This window comes from Bacillus cereus ATCC 14579, from assembly GCF_000007825.1.
GTDB lineage: Bacteria > Bacillota > Bacilli > Bacillales > Bacillaceae_G > Bacillus_A > Bacillus_A cereus.
The window spans coordinates 2889507-2914784 of the sequence record NC_004722.1; the positions used below are offsets into that span (position 1 = coordinate 2889507).

Consider the following 25278-nt stretch of genomic DNA (forward strand, 5'->3'; position numbering starts at 1 on the left):
CTCAATTATTGTAGACTATAGCTATTATATAGTAGAAGCTGGATGAATAGCAACGGTTGATTGCTATTCCTTTCTTTCCAAACTCGAATAAAACCTTTGTTTTTAATTAGATTAAAGTTACATACACGTTTTAAAGAGGATTCATTTTGAAAAAACATTTATAATTGGAGCATTATGTTTATCAATTGAAATAACACAATAATTTGTATGCATTTCGCATTATAAATAGCAAACTAAAACGCTCAGAAAATATTCTGAGCGTTTTCATTTCCTTCTCCAACTAAAGCACCAGGTAGTGTAAAAAGCTATTTCACCATTTGTATTGTTAACTTATCTTTTAACATTGACCTATATGAGTCAATTCCATATTTTGTATTATTGATTTTTTCTTTTTTCATTTTTAACATATCGAATATTTCTAACTCTAAATTCCTTCTAGCTTCAAGAACTTTTATCGCTCCTTCTACCCCTGAATGGTTATGTTCTTTCCCATAGCCTTGGTTCGTGTAATAGTCGACAATTCCTGTGGACCATTCTGGATTTCTTTCTTTTAATGCCTTCCTAAATGAAAATTCAAGATCATCTTGTTCTACATAAAATAACATTGGATTTAAATTCTCTATGATTTTTGCAACTTTCATTACATAATTTATTATTTTTTCTTTTTGTTCACCGTATTTAATCATCCCAATTGTTAATGGATTTTGTATGAAACAACATTCAAAAATATAAACCTTATTATCTTCTAGAGCAATTTCAGCAAAGTCATTCCATTTGTCAGCAATTAATTCAACATTTTTATCGAATGGCAATTCATATATATCGTTTTTAAAAATATCATTACATAATTCGTCCGAAAACTGGTCACCAAACTCATTTTTTATCTTTCTGTATGGTAATAAATAATTGCTTCCTTTTTTTAAAACTCTTTTAAGAAGCACTTCTTTAAAATCTCCACTGTTAGATACTAATCTATCGAATTCAAATTTATTAAAACAAGATACACCATCATAGTCGGCGGGGTGATTCAAATTCCCCTCTAAAAATAGTTCAACTTCAATTTTATTTTGGCTTAGAATTTCATTTATTAGCTTTGCAGTGGTCGATTTTCCAAATCCAGGTAAACCTTCTACTATTATTAGTTTTGTATTCATATTTATAAATCCCTTCCTTCAAAGTATTTAACCAAGATTTAAAAAATTACTTACTCCACTGCAATCACTCCTTCAAAATACGATATTCAACATTTCCTTTGAAAAATCCTTCTTAAAGTAACCTGACCGTTAGTTTAAGAACATTTTTTTCACAATCTCTATCATTATTTTAACATAAATTCCCATTTACCTTTAAAAAAAGATAGTCCACCATTATTTGAGTGAACTATCTAAAGTAAATTATATCTTTTAAATCAAATACTTTGTCAGTAATCCCCAATCGTTGCGCTGGTGTTTTTACTGTTTTCTTTTTCTCTTCCTTTGCAATTTAACTAGATAAAAGTACTTAAACAATGCAATAACAATTAAAAAAGGGATGCTAAATCATATGTGATTTACATCCCTAATTTGTGTGTTATTTTATATGTTCTCTCCCATAACTGAAACAGTTACTTTTAAAAGGGGATTCTTTTATTTTCTTTCACTTAATTTCTTTGCATAATTCTTCATTTTACTCGTTAAACCTATTAAAGCAGGTAACAATATTGGTATCACAATGATAGCTAATAGTAACAACGCAACGCCAACTACGGATGCTACTTGTATAAGCGTTAATACACCTGAAGGGATTAATGCAGCAAATGTACCACCTAAAATAAGTGCCGCTGATAATACGACTCCTCCGATATGACGAGAAGCAGTTACAATTTTCGTCGCTGGGTCCCCTTCTAACTCATTGTATCTCATCATTACAAAAATACTATAATCCACTCCTAAAGCGACAATCATTATGAAACTAAAGAATGGAACATTCCAGCTTAATGAATCTACATGTAAAATATGCGTACTAATTTGTTCACTTATCCCTAATGATGCAAAGTAAGCTAATAGTAACGATCCAATAATAAAGATGGTGTTTAATAATGAACGTGTAATCACAATTAATACAATCGCAATTCCAATTAACATAATTGTAGCTGTACGTAAGAAATCTTGCCCAGTTACTTCTTTTAAATCAACGTTTCTAGCTGTCGTTCCTCCGATTGCTGTTTTCGCATGATTTAATTCCGACCCCTTCAAAGTACCATCTATTGTGTTATTGATTTCTTGAATAATTGGCATCGCTTCTTTTGAATACGGATTTACGTCTAAAATGATTGTCATTTTAACAGTCTTTCTATCATGTGACATGTACGTATTCAAAGATTTTTGGAAATCTTCTCCCTCCAAAACTTTCTTTTGGAATATAGAATTTCTCAGAGCTTTTTGATTCGTTCAAGTTCTCCTAAATATTTCTGAGCATCCCCTAGGCCATTACTTACCTTTTCAAGGCCTTCTGTACTTTTAGTTAGTCCGGATTGTAATTGACCCATCTGTTCTTGCAAGTCTTTCAGTCCGGTTAATAGCTGACCTTGCCCATCGTTTATTTTCGTTAATCCGGTTTGTAACTCAGATGACTTGTTCGCAATTTGTTTTGAACCTGATGCACCTTCATTTAATCCATTTTTAAGATCAGCTGCTCCTTTTTGTAACTTAGTAACTCCATTGTTCATTTCTTTTAAGCCATTATCCACTTTCAATAACGATTGATTCGCTTCTTTAAATGATCCCATCGCCGCATTATGCTGCACTTTCAATTTATTTAATTCATTTGAAAGCCCACCTAATTGCTTTTGAGCCTCTTTAGCAATTCCTATCGTCTGCAGAATGTTAGGATCATTTGCTAATTCTGGTTTCGTTTGAATGAAATTGGTCATTAACATTTCAATTTGTTCATAACCTTTCTTCGCACCGTCAATCGCTTGAGAAATACTTCCGAAGTATTGATCGTAAGAACTTAAACCTTTTTCTAACTGTGTATAGCCAGCATGAAGTTGTGAAGTTGCTTGAGATAATACACTTATATTTTCATTTACTGAAGTTAACCCACTCTCAATTTGCCGCGCACCTTGTGCTCCGTCATTTATGCCATTGGATAGTTGATTTAAAGCTGTTCCTAATGCTGATACACCACTTTTCGCTTCATTTGTTCCATCAATTAACTTTTGAACGTTCGCAAGACTATTTGAGTCCTTATTACCCATCTTATCTTTCGCAGTAGTTAATCCATCATTAATTTCCTTTATACCACCATTGGCATCTCCTAAACCTGTATTTAGTTCACCCGCTTGTTTATTTATATATAGTTCTTTAATCCTATCACCAGTTGGACGTGTCGGTGAATATACTTCTGAAACACCTTTTACTTTCAAAATCTTATCAGTTAGTTCATCTAAAGTTTGAAGCGAACTCGCCTCATCTAACTTGTTATTCGATTGAATGACTAACGTACTTGGTGAAGAAAAACCAGGTGGAAAATGTTCTTCTATTACGTTAATCCCCATTTTCGACTCATATTTATTGTCTACTTCAAATAAATCGTTGTAATTAAGTGTATTAGAATACTTTAATATGAAAGGAATTGATATCACGAATACAATAATTAAAGCTACAAATGGTCTCACTACTGAGTTTTTCGCAAAGAATCCCCATAGACGACTGTCTTCATGACCTTTAAATGTTTTAACGGGATAAAACATCCCTTTTCCTAAAAGAACCATAAAAAACGGATTTAACGTAGTTAATACTAGTAATAAAACTGCGACACCAATTGCTACCGCTGAAGTAGATTGATATAGTTTAAAACTCGCTAAAGCAAGAGATGCAAAACCAATTAGTACTGCTATCCCGCTATATAAAACGGTTTTCCCTGCCGATTTAAATGTTTCTTTCGTAGCCAAAAATGCGTTTTCTTGTTTACTTAATTCTTCTTTAAATCTCGTAAATAATAAAATGTTATAGTCTGTTCCAACCCCAAACAGGACAACAACGACAAACACTTGTGTAAAGTTAGAAAATGGAAAATTAAATTGATCTACTAAATGAGCAATAATCCCCATTGAAACTAAATATGATACCCCAACAGTAAGAAGAGAAACAATTGGAACAATAGGTGAACGGAATACAATGATTAATATTACAAGAATGAAAATGATTGAAATAACTTCAGTCTTTTTCACTCCCTCTTGAGAAGATGTAAGGAAATCTCCTGCTATTAAATCACTTCCTGTTAAGTACGTTGTTACCCCTTTCGTTTTCACTTTATTATGAAGCTTATTTGTAACTTTCGATATTTCACCATGCTTTTTATCTATCGATATTTGCGTTAAAATAGTCGTATTATCTTTAGAAACTAATTGTTTCTCTAATTCTTTATTATCTAAATGTGAAACAACTTCTTTAATTCCTAATTGTTCTTTTTCATTTTGCAAAGCGTTGATTGTTTTTATTATTTCCTCTTTTTGCTCAGTCGTTAAAGCTGTTTTACTGTCACTATTAAAAACAACTATAATGTCATACTTTTCTGTCCCGTCTTTATCCATTTCTTTTATCATTTTGTCAGCAATACTACTTTGTTCTGTATTAGGAATCGTAATGTGCCCTTTTTCTTTCACTAATTTATCCATATTAGGCATCGTTACGATCATTGTAATGGTAATAACTATCCATAATAGAAAAGATAAACTTCTCCAATTTTTCAGCTTACTCATTTGTATCATCTCCCGCGATTAAAATTTACGTTAGTTACGGAATGAATATTCATTCCTATTATTCTATTACATTATTTTGTAAACTCTATTAAACTAGTCTTTCCGGAATGAATATTCATTCCTTTAGTTGCACAAATACCCTCTCCTACTCTCATTTTTTAATTCTATTTAGGAATGAATATTCATTCCTGTCCTTATAAAGCTATAGAATCAAATGATTCTAATAGCGTTCCAAGAGCTTTCTTCTAATTCTTTTACTAACTCTTTCGAGTATTCTAATTGCCCTGTTGCAATTACTTTCGTTAATTTTTCTAGCGGTTGATATACAATAATAATTAAAGCAACTGGAGGCAATGGACGAAGAAAACCTTTTGCGATTCCATCTTCAATAATATTCATAAAGAAGCCTATAAAATCATCAAATATTTTCTTACTCTGTTCATCAAGAAAATAACTATCACAGTGAGAATTTGTAAATAAAAAAGCATCTACATTGTTTCTCGCAAATTCAAATAAACGGTTGTACGTATGACTAAACTGTTCACGAATATTTGCTTCAACAGGAAAATCCGTTTTTATTATTTCAGAAAGCTCTAACATACTTTTTGAAAATAATGAGTTAACAAGTGCCTCTTTATTTTCAAAATAACGATAAATAGTACCCGCACCGACTTTTGCCTTTTCAGCGATCATTGGAATTGTCGTACCATCGTAACCACGCTCTGCAAAAAGTTGCATCGCAGCATCAAAAATATCCTCTTGTTTGTTTTTAGCCATTTTTTCCACCTCTATTTTCAGGAATGAAAATTCATTCCGTTTTTAATTATAAATTACAGGGAATAAAAGTCAAGTGCGTGACAACGTATAGTTGCGATTCTATTCTCTTGTATGTGAATAAAATTATATCAGCGATTTTCAGGATATATCAACTTACCGACAAAAATTAATACGATGAGATGGAGCTATCCCAAAATTTTGTTCGAAACAACTCCATCTTATATGCAAATTAAAAGAAATCATAAATAAACGGCTTGCGCACTGGTACTACATTCTCAAATGCCCGTATTTCCTCTTCGCTTCCGCTAATTAATTCTAATTCATTTAGTTCTAATGGGCGTTTGTATCCAAGCAGTATTGTAGATAGTGCATTTATATCTAGCTTGATCCCTTTATCCATTGGTTCTTCTATAATTGCTATTTCATAATTTGCAAGTCTCACCGATACATTATTCCACGGTGCAAATGAATCTGTAATATGTAAAATGACTTCTTGTTGTACATTGTTCCAGTTTAACTCATACTGTTTTAAGAACTGCTCTACATCTACAATTCTTCCCATAAAATATGGTTTTATTTCTGTTTTCACACGTGGTTCTTGCAATGTATATAACAACTGTTCGTTTTCACTTACTTTCATTTCAAGCTCTTTAATCATAGAATCATGCTGGCAAATAAAATTCCATAGACCATTTCGTGCTTCATTATGCAGTGGTACAAATTCTTCTACTGTCATTTTATAGTTTTCTATTTTGTATAACATGTAACCTGCTGCCTTTTTATTTTCATCATAGTAAATCGCTAATGTTAAATCATCATAAACCGCTTGTAACCACCAGTTCTTCTCTCGAACTAACATACATGAAAAACGTTCTGCAAATGCTTCATAGAGCTTCTCGACTTCTTTTGGATGATTTTCTTTATTAAAACGTTTCACAGTACCATTTACTTGTTTTTTCATCACTAAATCGCTCTTACTTATATGACATTTGAGTAGATTCGCACAAAGTTCCCAGCCGTATTTACGGTAAAATGAAACAGCAAATGGGTGTAACATAGAGACTGTATAGCCATCTTTTTTCATTCTTTGAAGTGAATGTTGAAGTAGCTCTTTTACATACCCACTTCTTCTGTACTCTGGATACGTCGCTACTCCTGCAACGCCACCCATTTTAAATTTTTCTTTACCTATGTAAATATGAAACGGGATGAGGTGTAGTTTTGCAGCTAAGTCTTTCCCTTCCATAATGCCGTATATTTCATGACTTTCCTTCATTTTTGTAAGTTGCTGCTGTAATCGTTCCTCATCTACTTTATATTGAAAAGCGTATTCTGATAAACGTAATGCTTCTCTGAATTAATCTTCTTTTAATTGTATGACATTCACATAATTCTCCTCCATTCCCTTTTTGAATTGTATCATAATTCTCACTATTATAGTTCGGTAAGTGAAATTACAAGGACGTTTTAACAAAAAAGCAGATACATCACGTATCTGCTTTCCACCCTTTTTATTTAGCTAACTTTTGAAGTTCGTCAAAGAATGTAGGATATGATACACCTACTGCTTCTGCATCTTCAATAATTGTTTTTCCTTCTGCTAGGCAGCCAGCAATTGCAAGCATCATTCCGATACGGTGATCACCATAACTATTTACTGTATTGCCTTTTAGAGCTGATTTTCCGTAAATGATCATACCGTCATCAGTTGCTTCTATTCGAGCTCCTAGTTTCGTTAACTCAGCAACTACTGTATCAATACGGTTTGTTTCTTTTACTTTTAATTCGTGTGCATCTTTAATTACTGTAATTCCTTCTGCTTGCGTTGCCGCTAATGCGATTACAGGAATCTCATCGATTAATCTAGGGATAATATCTCCGCCAATTTCAATTCCTTTTAATGAAGATGTTTCGATTGTAATATTTGCAGCTGGTTCTGATGCCCCTTCGTTAATTAGGTCTACAGTGAACGTAGCACCCATTTTTTCTAAAACATCAATAATACCTGTACGGGTTGGATTCATTCCTACATTTTGTAATACTAGTTTACTATTTGGGATGATTGCACCTGCTACTAAGAAAAATGCTGCTGATGATACGTCACCGGGCACTTGAATGTCTGTTGCTGTTAATTTTTGTCCACCTGACAGCTTCACTGTTTTCCCTTCGCGAGTTACTTTAACACCAAATGCTTCGAGCATTCTTTCCGTATGGTCGCGTGAAATATGTGGTTCTGTAACAGCTGTTACACCTTCTGCACGAAGACCTGCAAGTAAAATAGCTGACTTTACTTGTGCACTTGCAACAGGAGAAATATATTCAATTGCTTTTAAATCTCCGCCACGTATTGTTAACGGTGTAAATGTTCCTTCTTCTCGGCCGTCTATGTTTGCGCCCATTTGTTTTAATGGGTTTGTCACACGCTTCATCGGTCTTTTTGCGATAGATTCATCACCTTGTACGCAAGAGAAAAATGGTGTGTTAGCTAATATACCTGACATTAATCGGATTGTTGTACCAGAATTACCAACATCTAATACAGCTTTTGGTTCTTGTAAACCTTCTAATCCTTTACCAACTACAGTAACCTCATCACCGTTTTGCGTAATTTCTACTCCCATTTCTTTAAAACATGAAATCGTACTTAAACAGTCTGCACCGGGCAAGAAACCTTTAATTGTTGTTTTCCCTTCTGCAATAGAACCGAACATAACAGCACGGTGTGAAATGGATTTATCACCTGGGATTGTAATATTGCCATTCAATCCGTTATTAACAGGTTGTATTGTTCTTTCTTTCACGTTTTTCACCTTCTCATTTAAATTGTTTCATAAGTTTGGTATTCTTCTTCTCCAAGCGCTAGTTTTGCTTTCATACGATCTTCTTCCCTTTGGAAGCTAATACGTAATACCCCAAGCAGTCCTTCACGCGCTTCTAATATTTGCAAGTTCGTAATACTAATTTCCTCGCGCGCCAAAATACTCGTAATATGAGCCAATGCCCCCACCTTATCTAATACATCGACGTATAAGTCGTGATAGGCAGGAATTGCCCCTCTCTTTCTTACTGGTAAAGAATCACGGTATTCTTTCGCATCTGCAAAATAGTTTTGAATCTCGCATGCATCTCCGGTAGAAACTGTTTGATATAAATCTTCCATTTCAGAGATCCACTCTTTTAATAATACCATTAAATGCTCACGATTTTGCTTTACAATATCACTCCACATTTTCGGACTACTAGATGCGATACGTGTAATGTCTTTAAACCCTCCAGCAGCTAGCTGATGAATGAGCGGATTATCTCCTGCATGTTTCTCTACTTGCTTCACTAAACCTGCTGCGATAAGGTGCGGGAAATGACTAACGATTCCTGTTACATAATCATGTTCTTCTGTATTTAAAACAAGGAAATGTGATCCCGTTCCTTTTAACCAATCTTTTAACTCTTCCACATGTTCATTTGGCACATGATGCATCGGTGTTAAAATGTAAAATGCATTTTCAAATAAATGCGCTTTTGCACTTTCAACTCCCGTTTTATGAGAACCTGCCATTGGATGTCCACCAATGAAAGATACTTCCTTTGAAAATAAAGTTTCTGCTTCATTCATAATCGTGCCTTTTGTACTACCAACATCAGTCACTATAACATCTTCTCGTAAACGGAATGACGCAAGTTTGTGTAATAGCTTCTTCGTTTCTTCAACTGGAGAAGCAAAAACAATTAAATGTGCCTCTTCACATGCATGCTGTAAATCAACTGCTATTTCATCTACTACGTGTAATTCTTTTGCACGCTCTACTTGTTCTTGAAATATATCATAACCTGTTATCGTTACATCGTGCTCTTTCTTAATTGCTAATGCGAGAGAGCCTCCGATTAAACCAGTTCCAATTAATACTACCTTTTTACGCATTTTCCTCATCTCGAGACTTTCTTTTTTTATTTTCAAAGTGTTGTTGTAACACTGAAATCACCCCTTCATTTTGCTCCCTTGTTCCGACTGTAATACGGATACCATTCGGGAACGGACGAATAATAAATCCTGCATGTGCACAAGCTTCATAAATCTCTCTAGCATTCTCAACTGGCAAGAAGATGAAATTTGTTTGCGATGGATAAAATGGAATATCATTTTCCCTACAAAAGCTCTCGTATTGTTGTAATCCTTCTGTATTCACACGAACTATTTCTTCAATAAACTCGTCATCACCAAAAGCAATCGTCGCTGCTTTTTGCGCTAATGAAGATACGTTAAATGGCAAACGAACGACATTTAATTTTTCGATTAACTCTTCCTGTCCAACCGCATATCCAACGCGGAAAGAAGCTAATCCGTACGCTTTAGAAAATGTTCTAAGTACAAGAATATTTTTATGTTTTTCTAAAAGCGGTAATGTCTCTGGGAAATCTTTTGCTGTTACGTATTCATAGTACGCTTCATCAATGACAATTAACGTATTTTCACTAATACCTTCAATGAATTGAGTCAATTTTCGGTCATTCACATATGTGCCTGTTGGATTGTTCGGGTTACAAATCCATACAATTTTTGTATCGTTATCTACTACTGAAGAAATTTCTTCTAAGTCGTATACACCGTTATTTAACGCAACTTCCTTCACTTCGCAACCTTCTATAATGGCATGATGACGATACTGTGGGAATGTTGCACCTGCTGTTACAATGTTATCTCCCGCTCGTAATACGGCGCGGCTTATTATTTGAATGATTTCATCTAAACCACTACCACAAAGTACTTGTTCCATTTTCACATGTAACTTATCTGCGATTATTTGACGGAGCGTTGTAGCACCTCCGTCAGGATATAAAGCATGTTCCAACCACGATTTTTGCAACTCATCTAAAACACGTGGCGAACAGCCGAATGGATTTTCATTCGATGCTAATTTCACAAACGAATGATCTCCGTACACTTCTTTCATTTGTTCTGGTGATTTACCTGGTTTATATGGTTGTAATGATGATAGTTGATCTTTTACTTGCACGTTAAACCCACCTTTTTATTAAAATTCTTTTGCGTAGTTATTGTGTTGCATAATGTTTTGTTTTAATAATTCCATACGATCTTTTCCGAATTGTTCGACTAGTGCATCTGCAAGTTCCCATGCCACAACAGATTCAGCTACTACACCCGCCGCTGGTACTGCGCAACTATCAGATCTTTCAATACTCGCTTGGAATGCTTCTTTCGTATCAATATCAACGCTTGCTAACGGTTTGTATAAAGTAGGAATTGGCTTCATCACGCCTCTTACGATAATTGGCATACCTGTTGTCATACCGCCTTCTAAACCGCCGGCATTATTCGTTCTTCTCGTGTATCCTTTTTCTTCATCCCACAGAATTTCATCATGCACTTTGCTTCCTGGTTGTCGTGCCGCTTCAAAACCTACGCCGATTTCAGCACCTTTAAATGCATTTATACTCATAATTGCACCAGCAAGTTTTGCATCTAATTTACGATCGTAATGGACGTAACTACCGACGCCAATCGGCATACCTTCTGCAATGACTTCCACAATACCACCGATTGAATCTCCACTACTTTTTGCGTTGTCAATCGCATTCATCATTTCTTGCTCTACTTCTTTATCTAAACATCGAACTGGTGAGTTTTCAGTAATTGTTTGAATTTCTTCAATTGATAAGTTTGAAATATGTTTTGCTTTTACTCCACCAATTTCAAGAACATGTCCTGCAATTTCCACGCCTAATTCGCTTAAAATTTGTTTTGCAACTGCACCAGCAGCTACACGAACTGTCGTTTCTCTTGCAGATGACCGCTCTAATACGTTTCTTATATCACGATGACCATATTTAATTGCTCCATTTAAATCTGCATGTCCGGGACGTGGTTTTGTAATTGTACGTTTCATGTCTTTACTTTCTTTTTCCGAAATTGGCTCTGCACCCATTACTTTCGTCCAATGTTTGAAATCATCATTTTTTACAATTAACGTAATCGGTGATCCAAGTGTCATCCCGTGACGAACACCACTTACAATTTCAACTGTATCTGTTTCAATTTGCATACGTCTTCCGCGTCCATGACCTTTTTGTCTTCTTAATAATTCTTTATTAATATGTTCCGCCGTAAGTGTCAAACCTGCTGGTACACCTTCTAAAATAACTGTTAACTGCGGTCCATGTGATTCTCCAGCTGTAATGTATCTCATTTCTCTTGCCCCTTTACTATTTTTTTGTACAAAAAAGTCCCTACTGAGCGCTCAGTAGGGACGATGTTTATCGCGGTACCACCCTAGTTGTAGATTTCTTTCGTCTACCTCTCTTCTTCTTTAACGATCGTTTGACCGTCTTCCCCTCCAAAAGTTGTCGGGAAAGATGCTCCAAGGCTGTAATTCATGCTTACCTTTGTACTGATTCACACCGACCATCAGCTCTCTTTAACAGTGAGATAAGCACTACTGTTTCCTCTTCAACGCATATATGATATGGAATTAAGATAATTTATTTTTGAAACCTTTTAACTCATCCATGAATCTATGGAATTCTGGAATGTCCATTTGTTGTGCAGAATCTGATAATGCAACTGCTGGATCTGGATGAACTTCAGCCATTACTGCATCTGCGCCAATTGCAAGTGCCGCTTTCGCTGTTGGTAATAATAAATCTCTGCGTCCAGTTGAATGTGTTACATCAACGATAACTGGTAAATGTGTTTCTTTCTTTAAAATTGGTACTGCAGAAATGTCTAATGTGTTACGTGTTGCTCTTTCGTATGTGCGGATACCGCGCTCACAAAGAATAATTTGATCGTTACCTTGCGCAATAATGTATTCCGCTGCGTTAATGAACTCATCAATTGTTGCTGCTAATCCACGTTTTAATAATACTGGTTTGTTAACTTTACCTACAGCTCGTAATAAATCGAAGTTTTGCATGTTACGTGCGCCAACTTGAATTACATCAACGTAGTCTAATGCCATTTCAACATCGTTCGGATTTAAAATTTCACTAATAATTGCTAAGTCAAACTCGTCTGCTACTTGACGTAAAATTTGAAGTCCTTCTACTCCTAAACCTTGGAAATCATATGGAGAAGTTCTCGGTTTGAATGCACCACCGCGCATTAATTTTAAGCCTTGGTCTTTCATCGCTTGCCCTACTTGACGAACTTGTTCTAAACTTTCTACTGCACAAGGTCCCATGATGAACGTTTGTGTTCCGTTTCCAATCAATTCACCTTTTACATCAACGATTGTATTTTCTTGTTTCTTTTTACGTGATACTAGTAACGCTTTACGGTTATCATCTTCTTGTAACTCTAAGCTTGCTTTGAAAATCGTTTTGAAAATATGTTGAACTGTTGATGTTTCGAATGGTCCTTCGTTATGCTCTGCGATCATATCAAGTACTTCACGCTCACGTACTGGATCAAAGCGTTTCGTGCCTTGTACTTGCTTTTGCTCTCCAATTTTTTGAACAATTTCACCACGTTTGTTTAAAAGGTGTAATAGTTGTAAATTAATTTCATCTACCTGTTTACGTAATTGATCTAATTCATGATTTGCCATTTGGAAATCCTCCTCTAATGTTTTAAAAGTATAGTAAGAGAATAAAAATTCTCTATTTTCTGAACTGACTAATTATACAAATTTATAGTGGAATCGATACCTCTTCTTATTTTAAACTAATAATTCGTACACAGACATAAACTACTAGTTAAAAATCCACTTTTTTGTACAAAAAAGCCCTACTGATCCAATCAGTAGGGACGATATTTATCGCGGTACCACCCTAGTTGTAGACTTCTTTCGTCTACCTCTCTTCATTGTTAACGATCATCTGACCGTCTTTCCCTTCATAAAGACAATACTATCTTTACTACGAAAAAGATGCTCTAGGACTGTAATTCGCTCTTGTTTATGTACTGGTTCGCACCAACCACCAGCTCTCTGTTACAGGGAAACAACAACTAGTGCTTTTCCTTTCAATGCATGACTATTTAATTTTCAAGTTGGACCACTAAAATACAAAAAGTCCCTACTGAATAAATCAGTAGGGACGATATTTATCGCGGTACCACCCTAGTTGTAGACTAACTTTCCGTCTACCTCTCTTCACTGTTAACGATCAATTGACCGCTTTTTCCTCATAAAGACAAACTATCTTTATTACGAAAAAGATGCTCCAAGACTGTAATTCATGATTATCCCTGTACTGGTTCACACCAACCACCAGCTCTCTGTTACAGTAAGACTAACCACTACTGTGATCTCTTCATTGCACTTTGTTTATTCAAATGTTTTTGAAATTGAATAAGTATGATTCGTATTATAGAACGCTTTTCAAAACACTGTCAACAACTTTTTATATATTTTTTAAAATTCCACTTTCGTCCTATAATTCTTTTTGTAAATCACCCATTACAATTCCTATGCGAATTATTTCATTTTCTAGTAAATGTAAAACATATTCCTCTACTTCATACTGAACTAATAATTCTTTTATTTTTATGACTTCTTTTTCAAATAAAACGGCTTCGTGACATGTTTGTAGTAAAATAAAAAACACATTTGCAAATATTTCTTTATGCGCTTTCATACTTTCTTTTTTATGAAGCATTTCAATCAATAACTGCTTCATTTCCTCACCTGCACATTTACCATGTACACTTGAAAATGCACGAGACATAATACATAATCCTTTTTCTAATATTTCATCCATGTATAAAATAATACGTAAAAGCATTACATATTCTCTTGCAGTTATCTCACCCATTTTTGGTCGTTCTCGCAAAAATACACTGAGCCAAGCTGTCCAAAATTTTTGTTGTTCTTTTACACTTAATGTTTTGACGTAATAGCATAAAAACTGCATAAACTTAATTTTATTTTCTTCATTTTCTAGTATGAGTAACGGGTATAACCAATCTGTTTTTTGCTCCCAATATAGTACACATTTAATAAATACAAAGCTAAGCCATTTCAAGAAAGCTTCTCTCGTATGCGGATGTAATACTTCCAAATGTTCTATCGCATACTTAATAAATCGCTTCATTTCTGTAAATAAAGGTAGATTTATTTGCGTGTAACATAAGCCGGCCCATGCATATTCCGTAATCTCATTTTGTTTTTTTAAATCTAAGTATGGTAACAAATATTTTCGGCACCATTGTTTTTCAATATGATATAGGAATGTAATATCTGCTATTAAACAAACAAACATAAAGTTTGTTCGTTCCGAATTAACTCTTACCTGTTCTTCAAATTAAAATAAATATTCATATACATTACCATCGTTTAAATGATCATATGATAACAACTTTAATAATACAGCCGTCATTTTTCCAACTGGATGCTGAATTGATTCATTATAAAAATCTTGTTTCCCAAGCTTAAAGTCTGTATCACTCTTCATAACTTGAGGAAAACACTGAAAAAGCAAATCGTTTTACAACACGTATACTATTCTCTTCTAACTCTTCTAGTCGATTACTAATTTCATATAGAAAACTACTAATTAACCAATGAAAAGCAGTATTTCTAACAAATTTCTGCAATAGCGGAATAATTTTTTGGATTTGCTCATTCGTCAATCCCCGATTATTTCGCCATTCTCTAATACAAACAAACCATACTTCATTACTTATTTCTTGCACTCCTACTAATTGGTATGCAAATGAAATACTCCACTCTGTGTTTAATTTACATGCTTTTGATAACATCTCTAAAAAATGGCGTTGTTCAAAAACACTATCTTGCGAAAATTGCTGAACTTGCTTCATAATTTCAACATCTTTCAGCTGCAATAATCCGTCAGCCGTTACATTACAAGTAATGCTTTCTGCTGTATCCTCTTTCTTTTGTACACTGTATCGTTCAGAATGAAAATGAGGATGCTTTTGCTTCATTAACTCATACCCATTTGCCGTAGATGGGCTATTCGAATCACACTTGAATAATAAGTCTAATACGAGACATGCATCAAATACCCGCTCTTCTGTAAGATGCTTTATTACAGTTCGAGTGACTTCTTCTTTTGTTTTTTCTAAACAATGTGCATAATGCCTTTTTAAAAGTTGAAAAACTTCGTGTTTATAAGTGAAATCTAAAAGAAGTCCTTCATGTAACAACCATTTCATTTTGTCATCTACACGAACAAAAATATTTTTATTCATCGCATCAATTGCAATTCGCTTTTGAAGTACACTATTTGCTTCTATCATTTCTGTAATATAATAATCCGCTTTTTTCTCATTGTTTTCGCATAAATAAGTTAGACACTCTTTTACAATTCGTATTAAAAATGCAAGGTCATTTTGATGAAACTCTTTCTCTACATTTTCCTTATTTCTTTTTTTCAGTGCCGTCTGTCTTAACGACAACATTCTCAATTTTTCTAATCCAATCATCATAATTGGAACAGCATAATAAGCGATATATGGCCTCATCTTTTCGTTCCAAATTTGCTCCACATGAGAAAATGTAGATACTGGTAAGCGACTTGATTCCTCGAGTTCTATTGATTCTTGCGTATCATTTCCCCATTTCCTTACACGTTTCAACTTCAGTTTTCCGTCTAAAATAAAAGTTAGTAACAATAAGGCAATTTCTTTATGCTCAGGAAAAGAACATTTTTGCAGTAACTTAGAAATCTTTTCTATAGAGCTACTATCTTTTTCAGCTGTTTCTAATAAAAGGAGTGTCCACCTTGCAAACAACAACGGGTCCATCTTACTCTTCGTTTCGTTTAAGTAGTTACAAATTGTTCTCCATAATAACGGTGATATTTTAGAATAGTTTTTATAAATTAATTGAAATAATTCTTTCTGATGACTAAAAAGAAATTGTTCCACTAACCATTCTGCAAGTAATTCATCTACTTCATTATAGTTTGGCGTAAGCATAAACAAATTTTGTAATTTACCTTCTGCTTCTAACCATTCGACCCATTCATAATCATGAGCAAATTCCACAAAGTAACGTACTGTTTCAATTTTTTTAATCGATTGCTTTATGTATGATAATTGTTCCTGTTCTACTGACGGGGGAACCGTTACAATATCCCGAATACGCATTCTTTTCGTAATATAATTATCACCCATTAATTCAGCCCAGCGTTTTACCGCTTTTACAAGGGATTGATGATTATTCACCTTATTCGGATACACAATTGGTCTTATCCCTAAATGTTCCCAGTGGTATGTATTTTCTCCTTGTGCGACAAAAGCAAATCGTCTTGTACTTGGTGGTAAACCAGTTGCTAAATATTTCATTACTGGGTCATTATGACTATATCCAACGAATAAAACGGTGTAATTTGAGAATAGATCAACTAAAAACCTTCTCGCCCACCCTTCCGTTAAGTAAGCCCTTCCAAAATCACCATCTGTTAAAATTAAAGCCTCTTTCTCCTGTTCTACATTACCATGTATGTAAGCAAGACCTTTAAAAGCTCTCCCAGTCGGTAAAGCTGGAGCGTAATAAACATTGATATCTCTATTTATTTCTTTAATTGCAGTTGTAAAATGTTGATCAAAATTTGTTGTTACAATGCGGATATCTGTATCTAAAGGAAATAACCTTGGAATTGCATAATGCAATGGATTCGGTTTTGATTTCTCTATATGAACGAGATCTCTTGCGACTTGATGTACATCTTTTGTTTTCGCAATTTTGCCAAGATAATAATCATGTGGCTCTGTTATTTCACGTTTTTCGACATATAACGTTTTTGCAATTTCATCAACTAAATCATCAAAATTCGGTAAGTTTGATTTCCCTTTCATAGAAACTCCCGCTCCAACAAATAATACTAACTTTCCTTGCTCAAGGTGATCAATTAACTCATCTGGAATTTCTACTTCTGAAGTAATCCACATCTTGGATTCCCCCTTACCTAAAAATGTCATACACTCTCATTTTACTATAACATTTTTTCATTGTTTTTATAATATTTAGACTAAATTCCGAACATGAAAAAGTTTTATGTAAATAAATCCGTTACAATGTATGAACTCCAGAATTTATTGAAAAACTATGTATAAATCGGAGGTGTAAATTTTGAATGATTTCACAGTAGTGCTTATCAAGTTTATATCGTGCATTATCGCATTTAGCATTGGGCTTGCTTTATTTTTCCCTGCAACGTTTGTTCAAATTATTTCATTCAGTCTTTTTGTTACAATCGTATCCTACATGTTCGTTGATAAAATTATTTTAAATCGAATTGGCAATACTGGTGCCATTATGTCGGATTTCTTATTAACATATTTAAGCGTATGGATTTTCGGTAATATTTTATTAGACAACTATATGCAAATTGCATGGGGCAGTATCCTTTCTGCCATCGTCTTCACTTTATCTGAAGTAATCGTTCATCGCTTCTCTAACTCTCATACAAGGCACAACAATGATAACATTCGTATTAATCGCCGCTTTGCATATGGTACAGAGTTTGCTGAAGAACAAAATATATTGGATAAAGATAAGAAAAAGTAACGTTTTAATGCAGGAGCGCCCTTTTTAATTATGTGGTGCTCCTTTTTTGTATTTTTTCATTATGGTACGTGAAATTATATAAGTGATTATTTCAAAATACCGAATTACTAACAATATTTGACGCTATTTTTTCTAATAAAAAACTGCCTCTTATTTAGAGGCAGCCACTTTTAAGTCTTTTACTGCAACAACATCCGCAAACGCTCCCAATACTGCGTTATGATGTTTCACAATATCTTCAGCACGTAACACTTCTGTATTAAATGTACTATGCGCATCACTCACTAACGTTACTTTATACCCTTCACTACATGCTCTGCGCGTTGTCGTATCTACACAATACTCTGTTTGCATTCCCGAAAGAATAACGTGTTCAATTCCTTTCTCTTGTAACACTTCGCTTAAGTTTGTATTATGGAATGAATCTGGAGTCGTCTTTTCAACTATATTATCTCCTTCTTGCGGAGCGATGGCCGCATGGATTCGCCATCCATCCGTACCTTTTTCTAACGGATGGTCTTTAGGACCGTTATGTTGGATATAAATAACTGGAATATCATTTGAACGACATTCCCTAATAAGCTCTTGCAATGTTTGTAAAAACTTTCCCCCATTATGTACTGGCATTCCAGCTGTATACATACCCGCTTGCACATCAATTACGATTAATGCTTTTTTCATTTCACACATCCCCCTTTATTTGTATAAGCCATTATTATTGTTTATATTCCATCATCCAACAATCTTCTAATTTCCCCTCATGCAACTCATGTTCCTTTAAAATCTTTACTTTTTTAAATCCACTTTTTTCATAACACTTTATTGCTCGTTCATTATTTACTTTCGGATCCATTGCAATTGCTTCTGCTCCCATTTCACCCATAATATATGTAATTGCTGCCTGAACGAGTTTTGTTCCAATTCCCTTTCCCCAATAGGCTGGTTCACCGATAAATTGGTCCATACCCCATACATTTTGTGATTCTTTATAGCCATATAACGCTTTCCACTCTGAATCCACTGGGTACATTTGTATGTAACCAATCGGAATGGTATCAAATTCTATTAAACATCTTTTTTCATTACTGTTTGGACTATGTATAAAATGATCAAGCACCTTTTCTACAGATTGCGGATTATCTCGTCCTTCGTAATACCGCAGGACTGCTGGGTCCGTTAACCATTTAGAAATGATAGATGCATCATCTTCCATTACGTATCTAATCAATAAACCTTCTTTTTGAAAAAGCATATTATACCTCTATTATTTCTTTATATTTTTTCTTGCTGTTACATCTTTCATTGCACCTACTAATGCATATGGTAGTAATGTAATCGCAAAAAATGCTGTAAATACGTTAAATTGCGGGATTGTATAGAGTGTGAACCATTCAGTGAAAAATTGAGAATTTAATATTCTATTAAAAAACTCTCCGCCTGGCCTAAAGTTTGGCGCCCACGCAGTGATTTCACACAAAATAAAGTGAAACTTTAATCAGTGGGGGTTTTGTTCATCCCCCACTGATTATCAGCCCTCACCAATCGGGCTTTTACGGGCAGTAAGACCCCCACCTAACTTCTTCGCTTTCGCTAAATTTTGAGGTGGGGGTCTTACTGCCCTTTAATGCGGGGTAAACAGTAACTGAACAATAAAAAATGCCCCTAGATAACGAAACCAAGTCCGTTTCCATATAGGTTGTGCATTTTTTAATATATCTCCCATCTTACCCCCTCCTTAAATATCCATCATATTAATTATACACTTTCCTCACTTTATTTGTTAAAATTTTCTATATAATTAATGCTGTTGGGGGGAAATACATTATGTCTAATCCTATACTTACATCCACTTTAATCATTCTTAGAGGAAACTCCTCAAGTGGTAAAACAACGATTGCAAAACAACTACAAGAACATTTCGGACAAGGAACACTTTTAGTATCACAGGATGTTGTACGTAGAGATATGCTTAGAGTACACGACACAATGGGTAATTTATCACATGATTTACTATTTGAAATTACGAAGTACGGAAAAGGAAAATGTGAATTTGTTATTTTAGAAGGTATATTGAACAGTCATAGGTATGGTGAGATGTTAAAAGAATTAATTCGTTATTTTGATGAAAATGCATTTGCATATTACTTTGATTTATCATTAGAGGAAACTATTAGACGACATAACACAAGAGACAAACGACATGAATTTGGTGAGGATTCCCTACAAAAATGGTATAATCCGCACGATACTATTAAGGTTGCCACAGAAACTATTTTTACAGATAACTTTACGCAAAAAGATATATTTGATGCAATTCTTAATGATGTTGCGATCGAAAAACAAGCCTAACATAATATGTTAGGCTTGTTATGTATTTTGTATTTCAGTTTTTATAATTAAACAATCTATACATAAATAATAGTATATATTCATTTCCCCAAACTGGAAATCAACTACTGAAATAAGTCCACGTTCCTCAATATCTTGAGTAATTGTAGCAACATATTTCATCTCTTTCGCACAAGTTGGACACGCCAAATCCTTTGGAAGATCATCATATAATGGTACGCCTAATAATCTACATACATATTTAGAACCGAACAAGTCAAAAGCTTCCCAGTAACTATCTTCATCTGTAGGTATATCTTCATTTTTCATATTTATAAGCTTTACCGTTGTTTTTGGTAATGAAGCTGGTAACTTAATTACAGATTTAGTAATAAGCCCTTTAAAAATCCTATTATCCTTCTACTAACAAAATAAAAGCCAGCCTCAATAAAGAGAACTGACTTCTATTTGGATAATTATTGTTATTATAAAATTTTCACTTTAACAGTTTGTCTTCCCCAATTCATAGCTTTACTTTTTGAACCCATTAAAACATCAATACGATTACCTTTAATTGCACTTCCAGTATCACCAGCGATCGCTTCTCCATAGCCTTCTACCCATACTTTAGATCCTAATGGGATTACTTTCGGGTCAACTGCGATAATTCTCATATTCGGATTTGCCGTTAAATCATGCCCCATCGCAGTTAAAACGCGTCCACCATATGTACCATTTTCACTTGGATCAGCAGTATACGCTGTCGCTACTACCGTTAATTCACGTTTAGCAGACTGTATGTTGTTTTTAGATGCTTCTTTCGCTCTCTCTTCTTCTTTAGCCTTTGCTATTTCTCTTGCTTTCTCTTCTTCTTTAGCTTTTGCTATTTCTCTTGCTTTCTCTTCTTCTTTAGCTTTTGCTATTTCTCTTGCTTTCTCTTCTTCTTTAGCTTTTGCTATTTCTCTTGCTTTTTCTTCTTCTTTAGCTTTTGCTATTTCTTTGGCTTTCTCTTCTTCTTTAGCTTTTGCTATTTCTCTTGCTTTTTCTTCTTCTTTAGCTTTTGCTATTTCTTTTGCTTTTACTTCTTCTTTAACTTTTACTTCTTCTTTAGCCTTTACTATTTCTTGCGCTTTCTCTTCTTCTTTAGCTTTTACTTCTTCTTTAGCCTTTACTATTTCTTGCGCTTTCTCTTCTTCTTTAACTTTTACTTCTTCTTTAATTTTTGCCTCTTCTTTAGCCTTTGCTATTTCTTGCGCTTTTTCTTCTTCTTTAACTTTTACTTCTTCTTTAACTTTTACTTCTTCTTTAATTTTTGCCTCTTCTTTAGGTTTTACTATTTCTTGCGCTTTCTCTTCTTCTTTAACTTTTACTACTTTTGCCTCTTCTTTAGGCTTTACTATTTCTTGTGCTTTCGTTGTTTCTTTCGCTTTTGCTACTTTCTGCGTCTTTACTTCTTTCTTTTCTTTAACTGATTTTTGTACTTTCGCTACTTGCTTCGTTTTCTCTTCAGTTTTCTTTTCAGTTGGTGCTGTACTTGATAGGAAAGAAACGTTTGCATAAGCAGTTTTTCCTTTATACTCAAATTGCAACCATCCGTCTTTTACTTGATGCGTTGATTCAATTACATCATCTTTTTTTAGTCTGCCAAGAATTTCTGAATCTGTGTTTGCTTCAGTACGTACATTTAACAAATTCGCCGTTACATGATATACATCTTTTGTAAACTCCGAACTTACAAACACTTCTTTACCATTCAACTCAATTTTTGACCAGCCATCTTCGGTATTTATGACTTTTAATTCTTGCCCATTCTTTACTTTTTCGACCACTTTTGATTCTGTAGTCGGTTTTTCACGTACGTTAAGTACATCTGCTGTTACGATTGTTTCTGCGGTAGCAGTTGTGGTAAACGCTCCCAATCCAAAAACAGTTGCTGTTGCTGCGCCAATTACTTTTTTCATATTAGCCTCCATTAAATTTTTTTGAATTTTATCAAATGCCTCCGTAAAATTGTATAATTTTACATAATATCAAAACATTTGCAACAGTATATTAATATTGTTTAATATACTGTTATTAAAACTCCTTACTCCAATACTATCAAATTCTCATTTCTAATTCTATATATTATAAATCTCCTTATCTTTTATAAAAGCTCCATGCCCTTCTTCACACTAAATAGTTGTGGCAATTCCCGCCAAAAATAAACTTACGATTGCTAAAATTTGAGTAGCGACAATAGCCCCTCTTAAATGAAACTTATAATCTTTATATCCTTTCATACCTTCCGTACTAGGAATCACAACAAACCTTGGAGTAATCCAGCAAAAAATTAGCCAATCAATTATAAGTAAATCTACTAAATTGCAAATCATTAAAATACCAAAAGTGTGTAAATAGGCATCCATATACATTAACTTTTCATGCTTATGTAGTATATATGTAGAAAGGAAAGGAGTACCGAAAAGAATAGTATTATATACAATATTAAAATAAATGGTTTGCTTTTTTTCATGAATCGATTTTGGAAAAACTACTTTTTGAATATCTTTCGGATAATCAGTTAACGAAAGTCGAGGATTATAATATAAGGACCCTAAAATCATTACGGATAGTACAATAGACATGATGACACCAACGTACATCATTTGCTCAAATTGATTCATATGCTTCATTCACCCTTTTCTGTAATTACTATGATGGTCATTCACTTAATTACATATTGTATGTACGTACATAATCAAAAATTAACAACTAGCTTTAATAGCGAAGCAAAATTGTTGCAATGCAAATGCAAATTTAATACAGTGGAAGCCTAATTGATACAGATAGGATTGGTGAAACCTATGAAAATTGAACATATTGCAATTTGGGTAAATGACTTAGAATGTATGCGTGATTTTTATATGAAATACTTTAATGGTAAAGCAAACTCTTTATATCATAATAAAACGAAACAATTTGAATCTTATTTTATTACGTTCGAATCTGGAGCAAGACTTGAACTTATGCGTAAAAAAGGGATTGAAAATAAGCCTAATTTAAACATAACCGGCTATACTCATATGGCTTTTTCTGTCGGTAGTGAAGAACGTGTGAATGAACTAACAAAGGTGATAAAAGATGCTGGTTATCCTTTATTAAATGGACCACGTTTTACTGGAGATGGCTATTATGAAAGTGTAATAGGCGATCCAGAAGGCAATCAAATAGAAATTACGATTTAACTTACCCTTTTCCACCACCTCCGTATTTTTCCACAGATTAGGCGGTGCTGTTGTTGAGGTGCCAAATGAGGCAACTGCTTACTTTTACCGAAAAGCACTATCAAACATGCCAATATTCGCTACTTGGGAACAGCCAGAAGGTGCTGGTGGAAGTATTCGATGAGTTGAAGACTTCCGCTTAGCAATGCTTCCATTTACAAAAGGTGTCTATGTTAATACTCCTGACCTATCCATTAAAAATTGGCCAGATGCATACTTCAGTTGCAACTTTGACCGATTAATGGAAGTAAAAGCGGAATACTTTGCGAAAAATGTCTTTAACTTTCCGCAAAGTATTCCGCTTTTTTAAACTATATACTCCACCTAATCTATCTAAATGCAAAACATCCATTTTAAAAAATGGATGTTTTGTAAAAGTAAGTTTACATAATATAATTATCAATTACTTATACCGAATAACTATTCAATCACCGAAAGTAAAACTTTCTCAAGCTCTTTTTTGGATAACATACTTTCGTTTATATAGCCATTCTTTTAATTGTACTTCATCCAAAGTTTCATTCCCCTCTCGTGATCTTTCACACTATATTCGCTCGTTTTTCACAAAAGGTTCATTTTACATGAAAATTTATTTATTACAATAAAAATATAAGGTATATTTTTATGAAAAGGAGGAATTCAATAATGAATACAGAGGATAAAATTCACGCTAAAAAAGTGTTAAAAAATCTATTCATCGGATCACAAGTTGATGGATTACAATTTGGTATTTCTCCAGGCGCTATAAAGATTCATTTCACAAACTTTCACGACTCAGTTGATTATGACGGACAATTATATATCAATATCGAATCCAAATGGTGTTTATTTAATAAACCTCAAAAAAGCTACCCATTAAATGAAGATGAATTTGAAGTTTATTCTGAGAAAGAAGAATATGTAAGATAAGAAGACAAAAAGTTACCGATATACAACTTGGCTTAGAAAGCCCTCATTTAATTATTACATTAGAGAGTGGACAAATTATTTTTTTAAATGGTTTTCATGATTATTATGAATGTTGGCAAGCTGGTGTCCTATGTGAGCAATGGCTTGTAGTCGCTGCACCTGGGAATGAAATCGCCACTTGGGCTCCCGATGAGTTTACCGATAAGTAAACTGTCTTCACGAAGAAGAAACGAAGATATTTTATGAAGTACTATACTAATGAACTACATAATCATTTCTATTACACGTAAACAAAATGACGATTTTACTTTAATAGAACTCACTTTATTAAAGTTGAAAGGATGATAATGATGGCATGTGTCCATGATTTTGGAATAATTGACGATTTTACTTCTCAAAAAAATTACGAAGATTATACACCAGAGAAATATCATTGTATATCTGTTGATGATGATATTATCAGTAGTTTAAATCAAAATTTATCAATTATGAAAACCTACTTCCATACAGTCAAAAATCAGAAATACGGTTTAGCTTATTGTGGTATTACAATTATCCCGCCTGAATCATTAGCAATTTTCTATGAAACAGTTACATCCTCAAAGTTCTTCAGAAAATCTGATGAGCTGAATGAGTTAGCTTCAAAAATTGTACAAGCTGCAGCAGAACAGAAGTACATGATCCATTATGGGGTTTAAATGTAATTCAAAAAATGCTTAGGATTTCTCCGAAGCATTTTTTGTATGTTACTAATACATTTATT

Annotated in this window: 16 protein-coding genes, 7 pseudogenes and 3 other annotated features; of the genes and pseudogenes, 6 read left to right on the forward strand and 17 right to left on the reverse strand. The window is 33.9% G+C overall.

Annotated elements, in window-relative coordinates; all coding sequences use genetic code 11:
* Nucleotides 1-305 precede the first annotated feature (305 nt).
* The 10 genes and pseudogenes from BC_RS14700 to BC_RS14745 all read right to left on the reverse strand — a co-directional run bounded on the left by BC_RS14700 (nucleotide 306) and on the right by BC_RS14745 (nucleotide 17393).
* On the reverse strand, nucleotides 306-1154 hold the full coding sequence (locus BC_RS14700) for a hypothetical protein (RefSeq protein ID WP_001093196.1): 849 nt from the start codon (nucleotides 1152-1154) through the stop codon (nucleotides 306-308).
* Between the two features lie 471 nt (nucleotides 1155-1625).
* A pseudogene (locus BC_RS14705) lies at nucleotides 1626-4744 on the reverse strand (MMPL family transporter).
* Between the two features lie 210 nt (nucleotides 4745-4954).
* Nucleotides 4955-5521 carry a TetR/AcrR family transcriptional regulator gene (locus BC_RS14710; RefSeq protein WP_001107299.1) on the reverse strand — a complete coding sequence of 189 codons (567 nt, stop codon included), beginning with the start codon at nucleotides 5519-5521 and terminating at the stop codon, nucleotides 4955-4957.
* Nucleotides 5522-5750: 229 nt separating this feature from the next.
* A pseudogene (locus BC_RS14715) lies at nucleotides 5751-6908 on the reverse strand (GNAT family N-acetyltransferase).
* Nucleotides 6909-7032: 124 nt separating this feature from the next.
* Nucleotides 7033-8322, reverse strand: coding sequence for a 3-phosphoshikimate 1-carboxyvinyltransferase (gene aroA / locus BC_RS14720; RefSeq protein WP_000664630.1), 1290 nt, complete (start codon nucleotides 8320-8322; stop codon nucleotides 7033-7035).
* A 17-nt stretch (nucleotides 8323-8339) separates the two neighbouring features.
* Complete coding sequence (tyrA, locus tag BC_RS14725; RefSeq protein WP_001228138.1) at nucleotides 8340-9440, reverse strand: prephenate dehydrogenase; 1101 nt, start codon at nucleotides 9438-9440, stop codon at nucleotides 8340-8342.
* Nucleotides 9433-10533, reverse strand: coding sequence for a histidinol-phosphate transaminase (gene hisC / locus BC_RS14730; RefSeq protein ID WP_001197251.1), 1101 nt, complete (start codon nucleotides 10531-10533; stop codon nucleotides 9433-9435). Before hisC ends, tyrA begins: the two co-directional genes overlap by 8 nt.
* Before the next feature lie 18 nt (nucleotides 10534-10551).
* On the reverse strand, nucleotides 10552-11724 hold the full coding sequence (gene aroC, locus BC_RS14735) for a chorismate synthase (protein WP_001269425.1): 1173 nt from the start codon (nucleotides 11722-11724) through the stop codon (nucleotides 10552-10554).
* Nucleotides 11725-11777: 53 nt separating this feature from the next.
* Nucleotides 11778-11997 (reverse strand) — a binding site (T-box leader).
* Nucleotides 11998-12006: 9 nt separating this feature from the next.
* Entirely contained in the window at nucleotides 12007-13083 is a 1077-nt protein-coding gene (locus tag BC_RS14740) for a bifunctional 3-deoxy-7-phosphoheptulonate synthase/chorismate mutase (RefSeq protein WP_001273575.1), read from the reverse strand.
* Nucleotides 13084-13276: 193 nt separating this feature from the next.
* Nucleotides 13277-13512, reverse strand: a binding site (T-box leader).
* Between the two features lie 54 nt (nucleotides 13513-13566).
* Nucleotides 13567-13802: a binding site (T-box leader), on the reverse strand.
* A 107-nt stretch (nucleotides 13803-13909) separates the two neighbouring features.
* Nucleotides 13910-17393: pseudogene (locus BC_RS14745) on the reverse strand (DUF4020 domain-containing protein).
* A gap of 181 nt (nucleotides 17394-17574) precedes the next feature.
* Here BC_RS14745 and BC_RS14750 point away from each other — a divergent pair.
* Complete coding sequence (locus BC_RS14750; RefSeq protein WP_000997702.1) at nucleotides 17575-18012, forward strand: YndM family protein; 438 nt, start codon at nucleotides 17575-17577, stop codon at nucleotides 18010-18012.
* Between the two features lie 150 nt (nucleotides 18013-18162).
* Here BC_RS14750 and BC_RS14755 read toward each other — a convergent pair whose 3' ends face one another.
* From BC_RS14755 to BC_RS27890, 4 genes and pseudogenes are all read right to left on the reverse strand, one after another.
* Nucleotides 18163-18693 (reverse strand): cysteine hydrolase family protein, encoded by a 531-nt coding sequence (locus tag BC_RS14755; RefSeq protein ID WP_000709539.1) that lies wholly within the window; start codon nucleotides 18691-18693, stop codon nucleotides 18163-18165.
* Nucleotides 18694-18727: 34 nt separating this feature from the next.
* A complete protein-coding gene (locus tag BC_RS14760) occupies nucleotides 18728-19264 on the reverse strand; it encodes a GNAT family N-acetyltransferase (RefSeq protein WP_000898772.1) in 537 nt (178 codons plus the stop codon).
* Nucleotides 19265-19276: 12 nt separating this feature from the next.
* A pseudogene (locus tag BC_RS14765) lies at nucleotides 19277-19495 on the reverse strand (YfzA family protein); the annotation flags it as partial.
* A gap of 138 nt (nucleotides 19496-19633) precedes the next feature.
* Nucleotides 19634-19735: a YfzA family protein gene (locus tag BC_RS27890; RefSeq protein WP_000502345.1), complete on the reverse strand. Its 102-nt coding sequence runs from the start codon at nucleotides 19733-19735 to the stop codon at nucleotides 19634-19636.
* 101 nt (nucleotides 19736-19836) lie between these two features.
* On the opposite strand from BC_RS27890, the gene BC_RS14770 reads away from it, so the two are divergent.
* Complete coding sequence (locus BC_RS14770; protein WP_000070150.1) at nucleotides 19837-20361, forward strand: kinase; 525 nt, start codon at nucleotides 19837-19839, stop codon at nucleotides 20359-20361.
* 18 nt (nucleotides 20362-20379) lie between these two features.
* Here BC_RS14770 and BC_RS14775 read toward each other — a convergent pair.
* The 3 genes and pseudogenes from BC_RS14775 to BC_RS14785 form a co-directional block, all read right to left on the reverse strand.
* Nucleotides 20380-20715, reverse strand: a pseudogene (locus tag BC_RS14775) (hypothetical protein); the annotation flags it as partial.
* Nucleotides 20716-20825: 110 nt separating this feature from the next.
* Nucleotides 20826-22301, reverse strand: a complete 1476-nt coding sequence (gene entB / locus BC_RS14780; protein ID WP_000755689.1) for a cell wall-binding protein EntB — start codon at nucleotides 22299-22301, stop codon at nucleotides 20826-20828.
* Nucleotides 22302-22514: 213 nt separating this feature from the next.
* The gene (locus BC_RS14785) at nucleotides 22515-23006 is read right to left on the reverse strand and encodes a hypothetical protein (RefSeq protein WP_001071242.1); all 492 of its coding nucleotides are present in this window, start codon (nucleotides 23004-23006) and stop codon (nucleotides 22515-22517) included.
* A 180-nt stretch (nucleotides 23007-23186) separates the two neighbouring features.
* Between BC_RS14785 and BC_RS14790 the strand changes: the two genes are divergently transcribed.
* The 4 genes and pseudogenes from BC_RS14790 (at nucleotide 23187) to BC_RS14805 (ending at nucleotide 25213) form a co-directional block, all read left to right on the forward strand.
* Complete coding sequence (locus BC_RS14790; protein WP_000687535.1) at nucleotides 23187-23567, forward strand: VOC family protein; 381 nt, start codon at nucleotides 23187-23189, stop codon at nucleotides 23565-23567.
* A gap of 4 nt (nucleotides 23568-23571) precedes the next feature.
* Nucleotides 23572-23916, forward strand: a pseudogene (locus tag BC_RS14795) (BBE domain-containing protein); the annotation flags it as partial.
* A 335-nt stretch (nucleotides 23917-24251) separates the two neighbouring features.
* Nucleotides 24252-24724: pseudogene (locus tag BC_RS14800) on the forward strand (hypothetical protein).
* A gap of 138 nt (nucleotides 24725-24862) precedes the next feature.
* Entirely contained in the window at nucleotides 24863-25213 is a 351-nt protein-coding gene (locus tag BC_RS14805) for a hypothetical protein (RefSeq protein WP_001999997.1), read from the forward strand.
* Nucleotides 25214-25278: the final 65 nt, after the last annotated feature.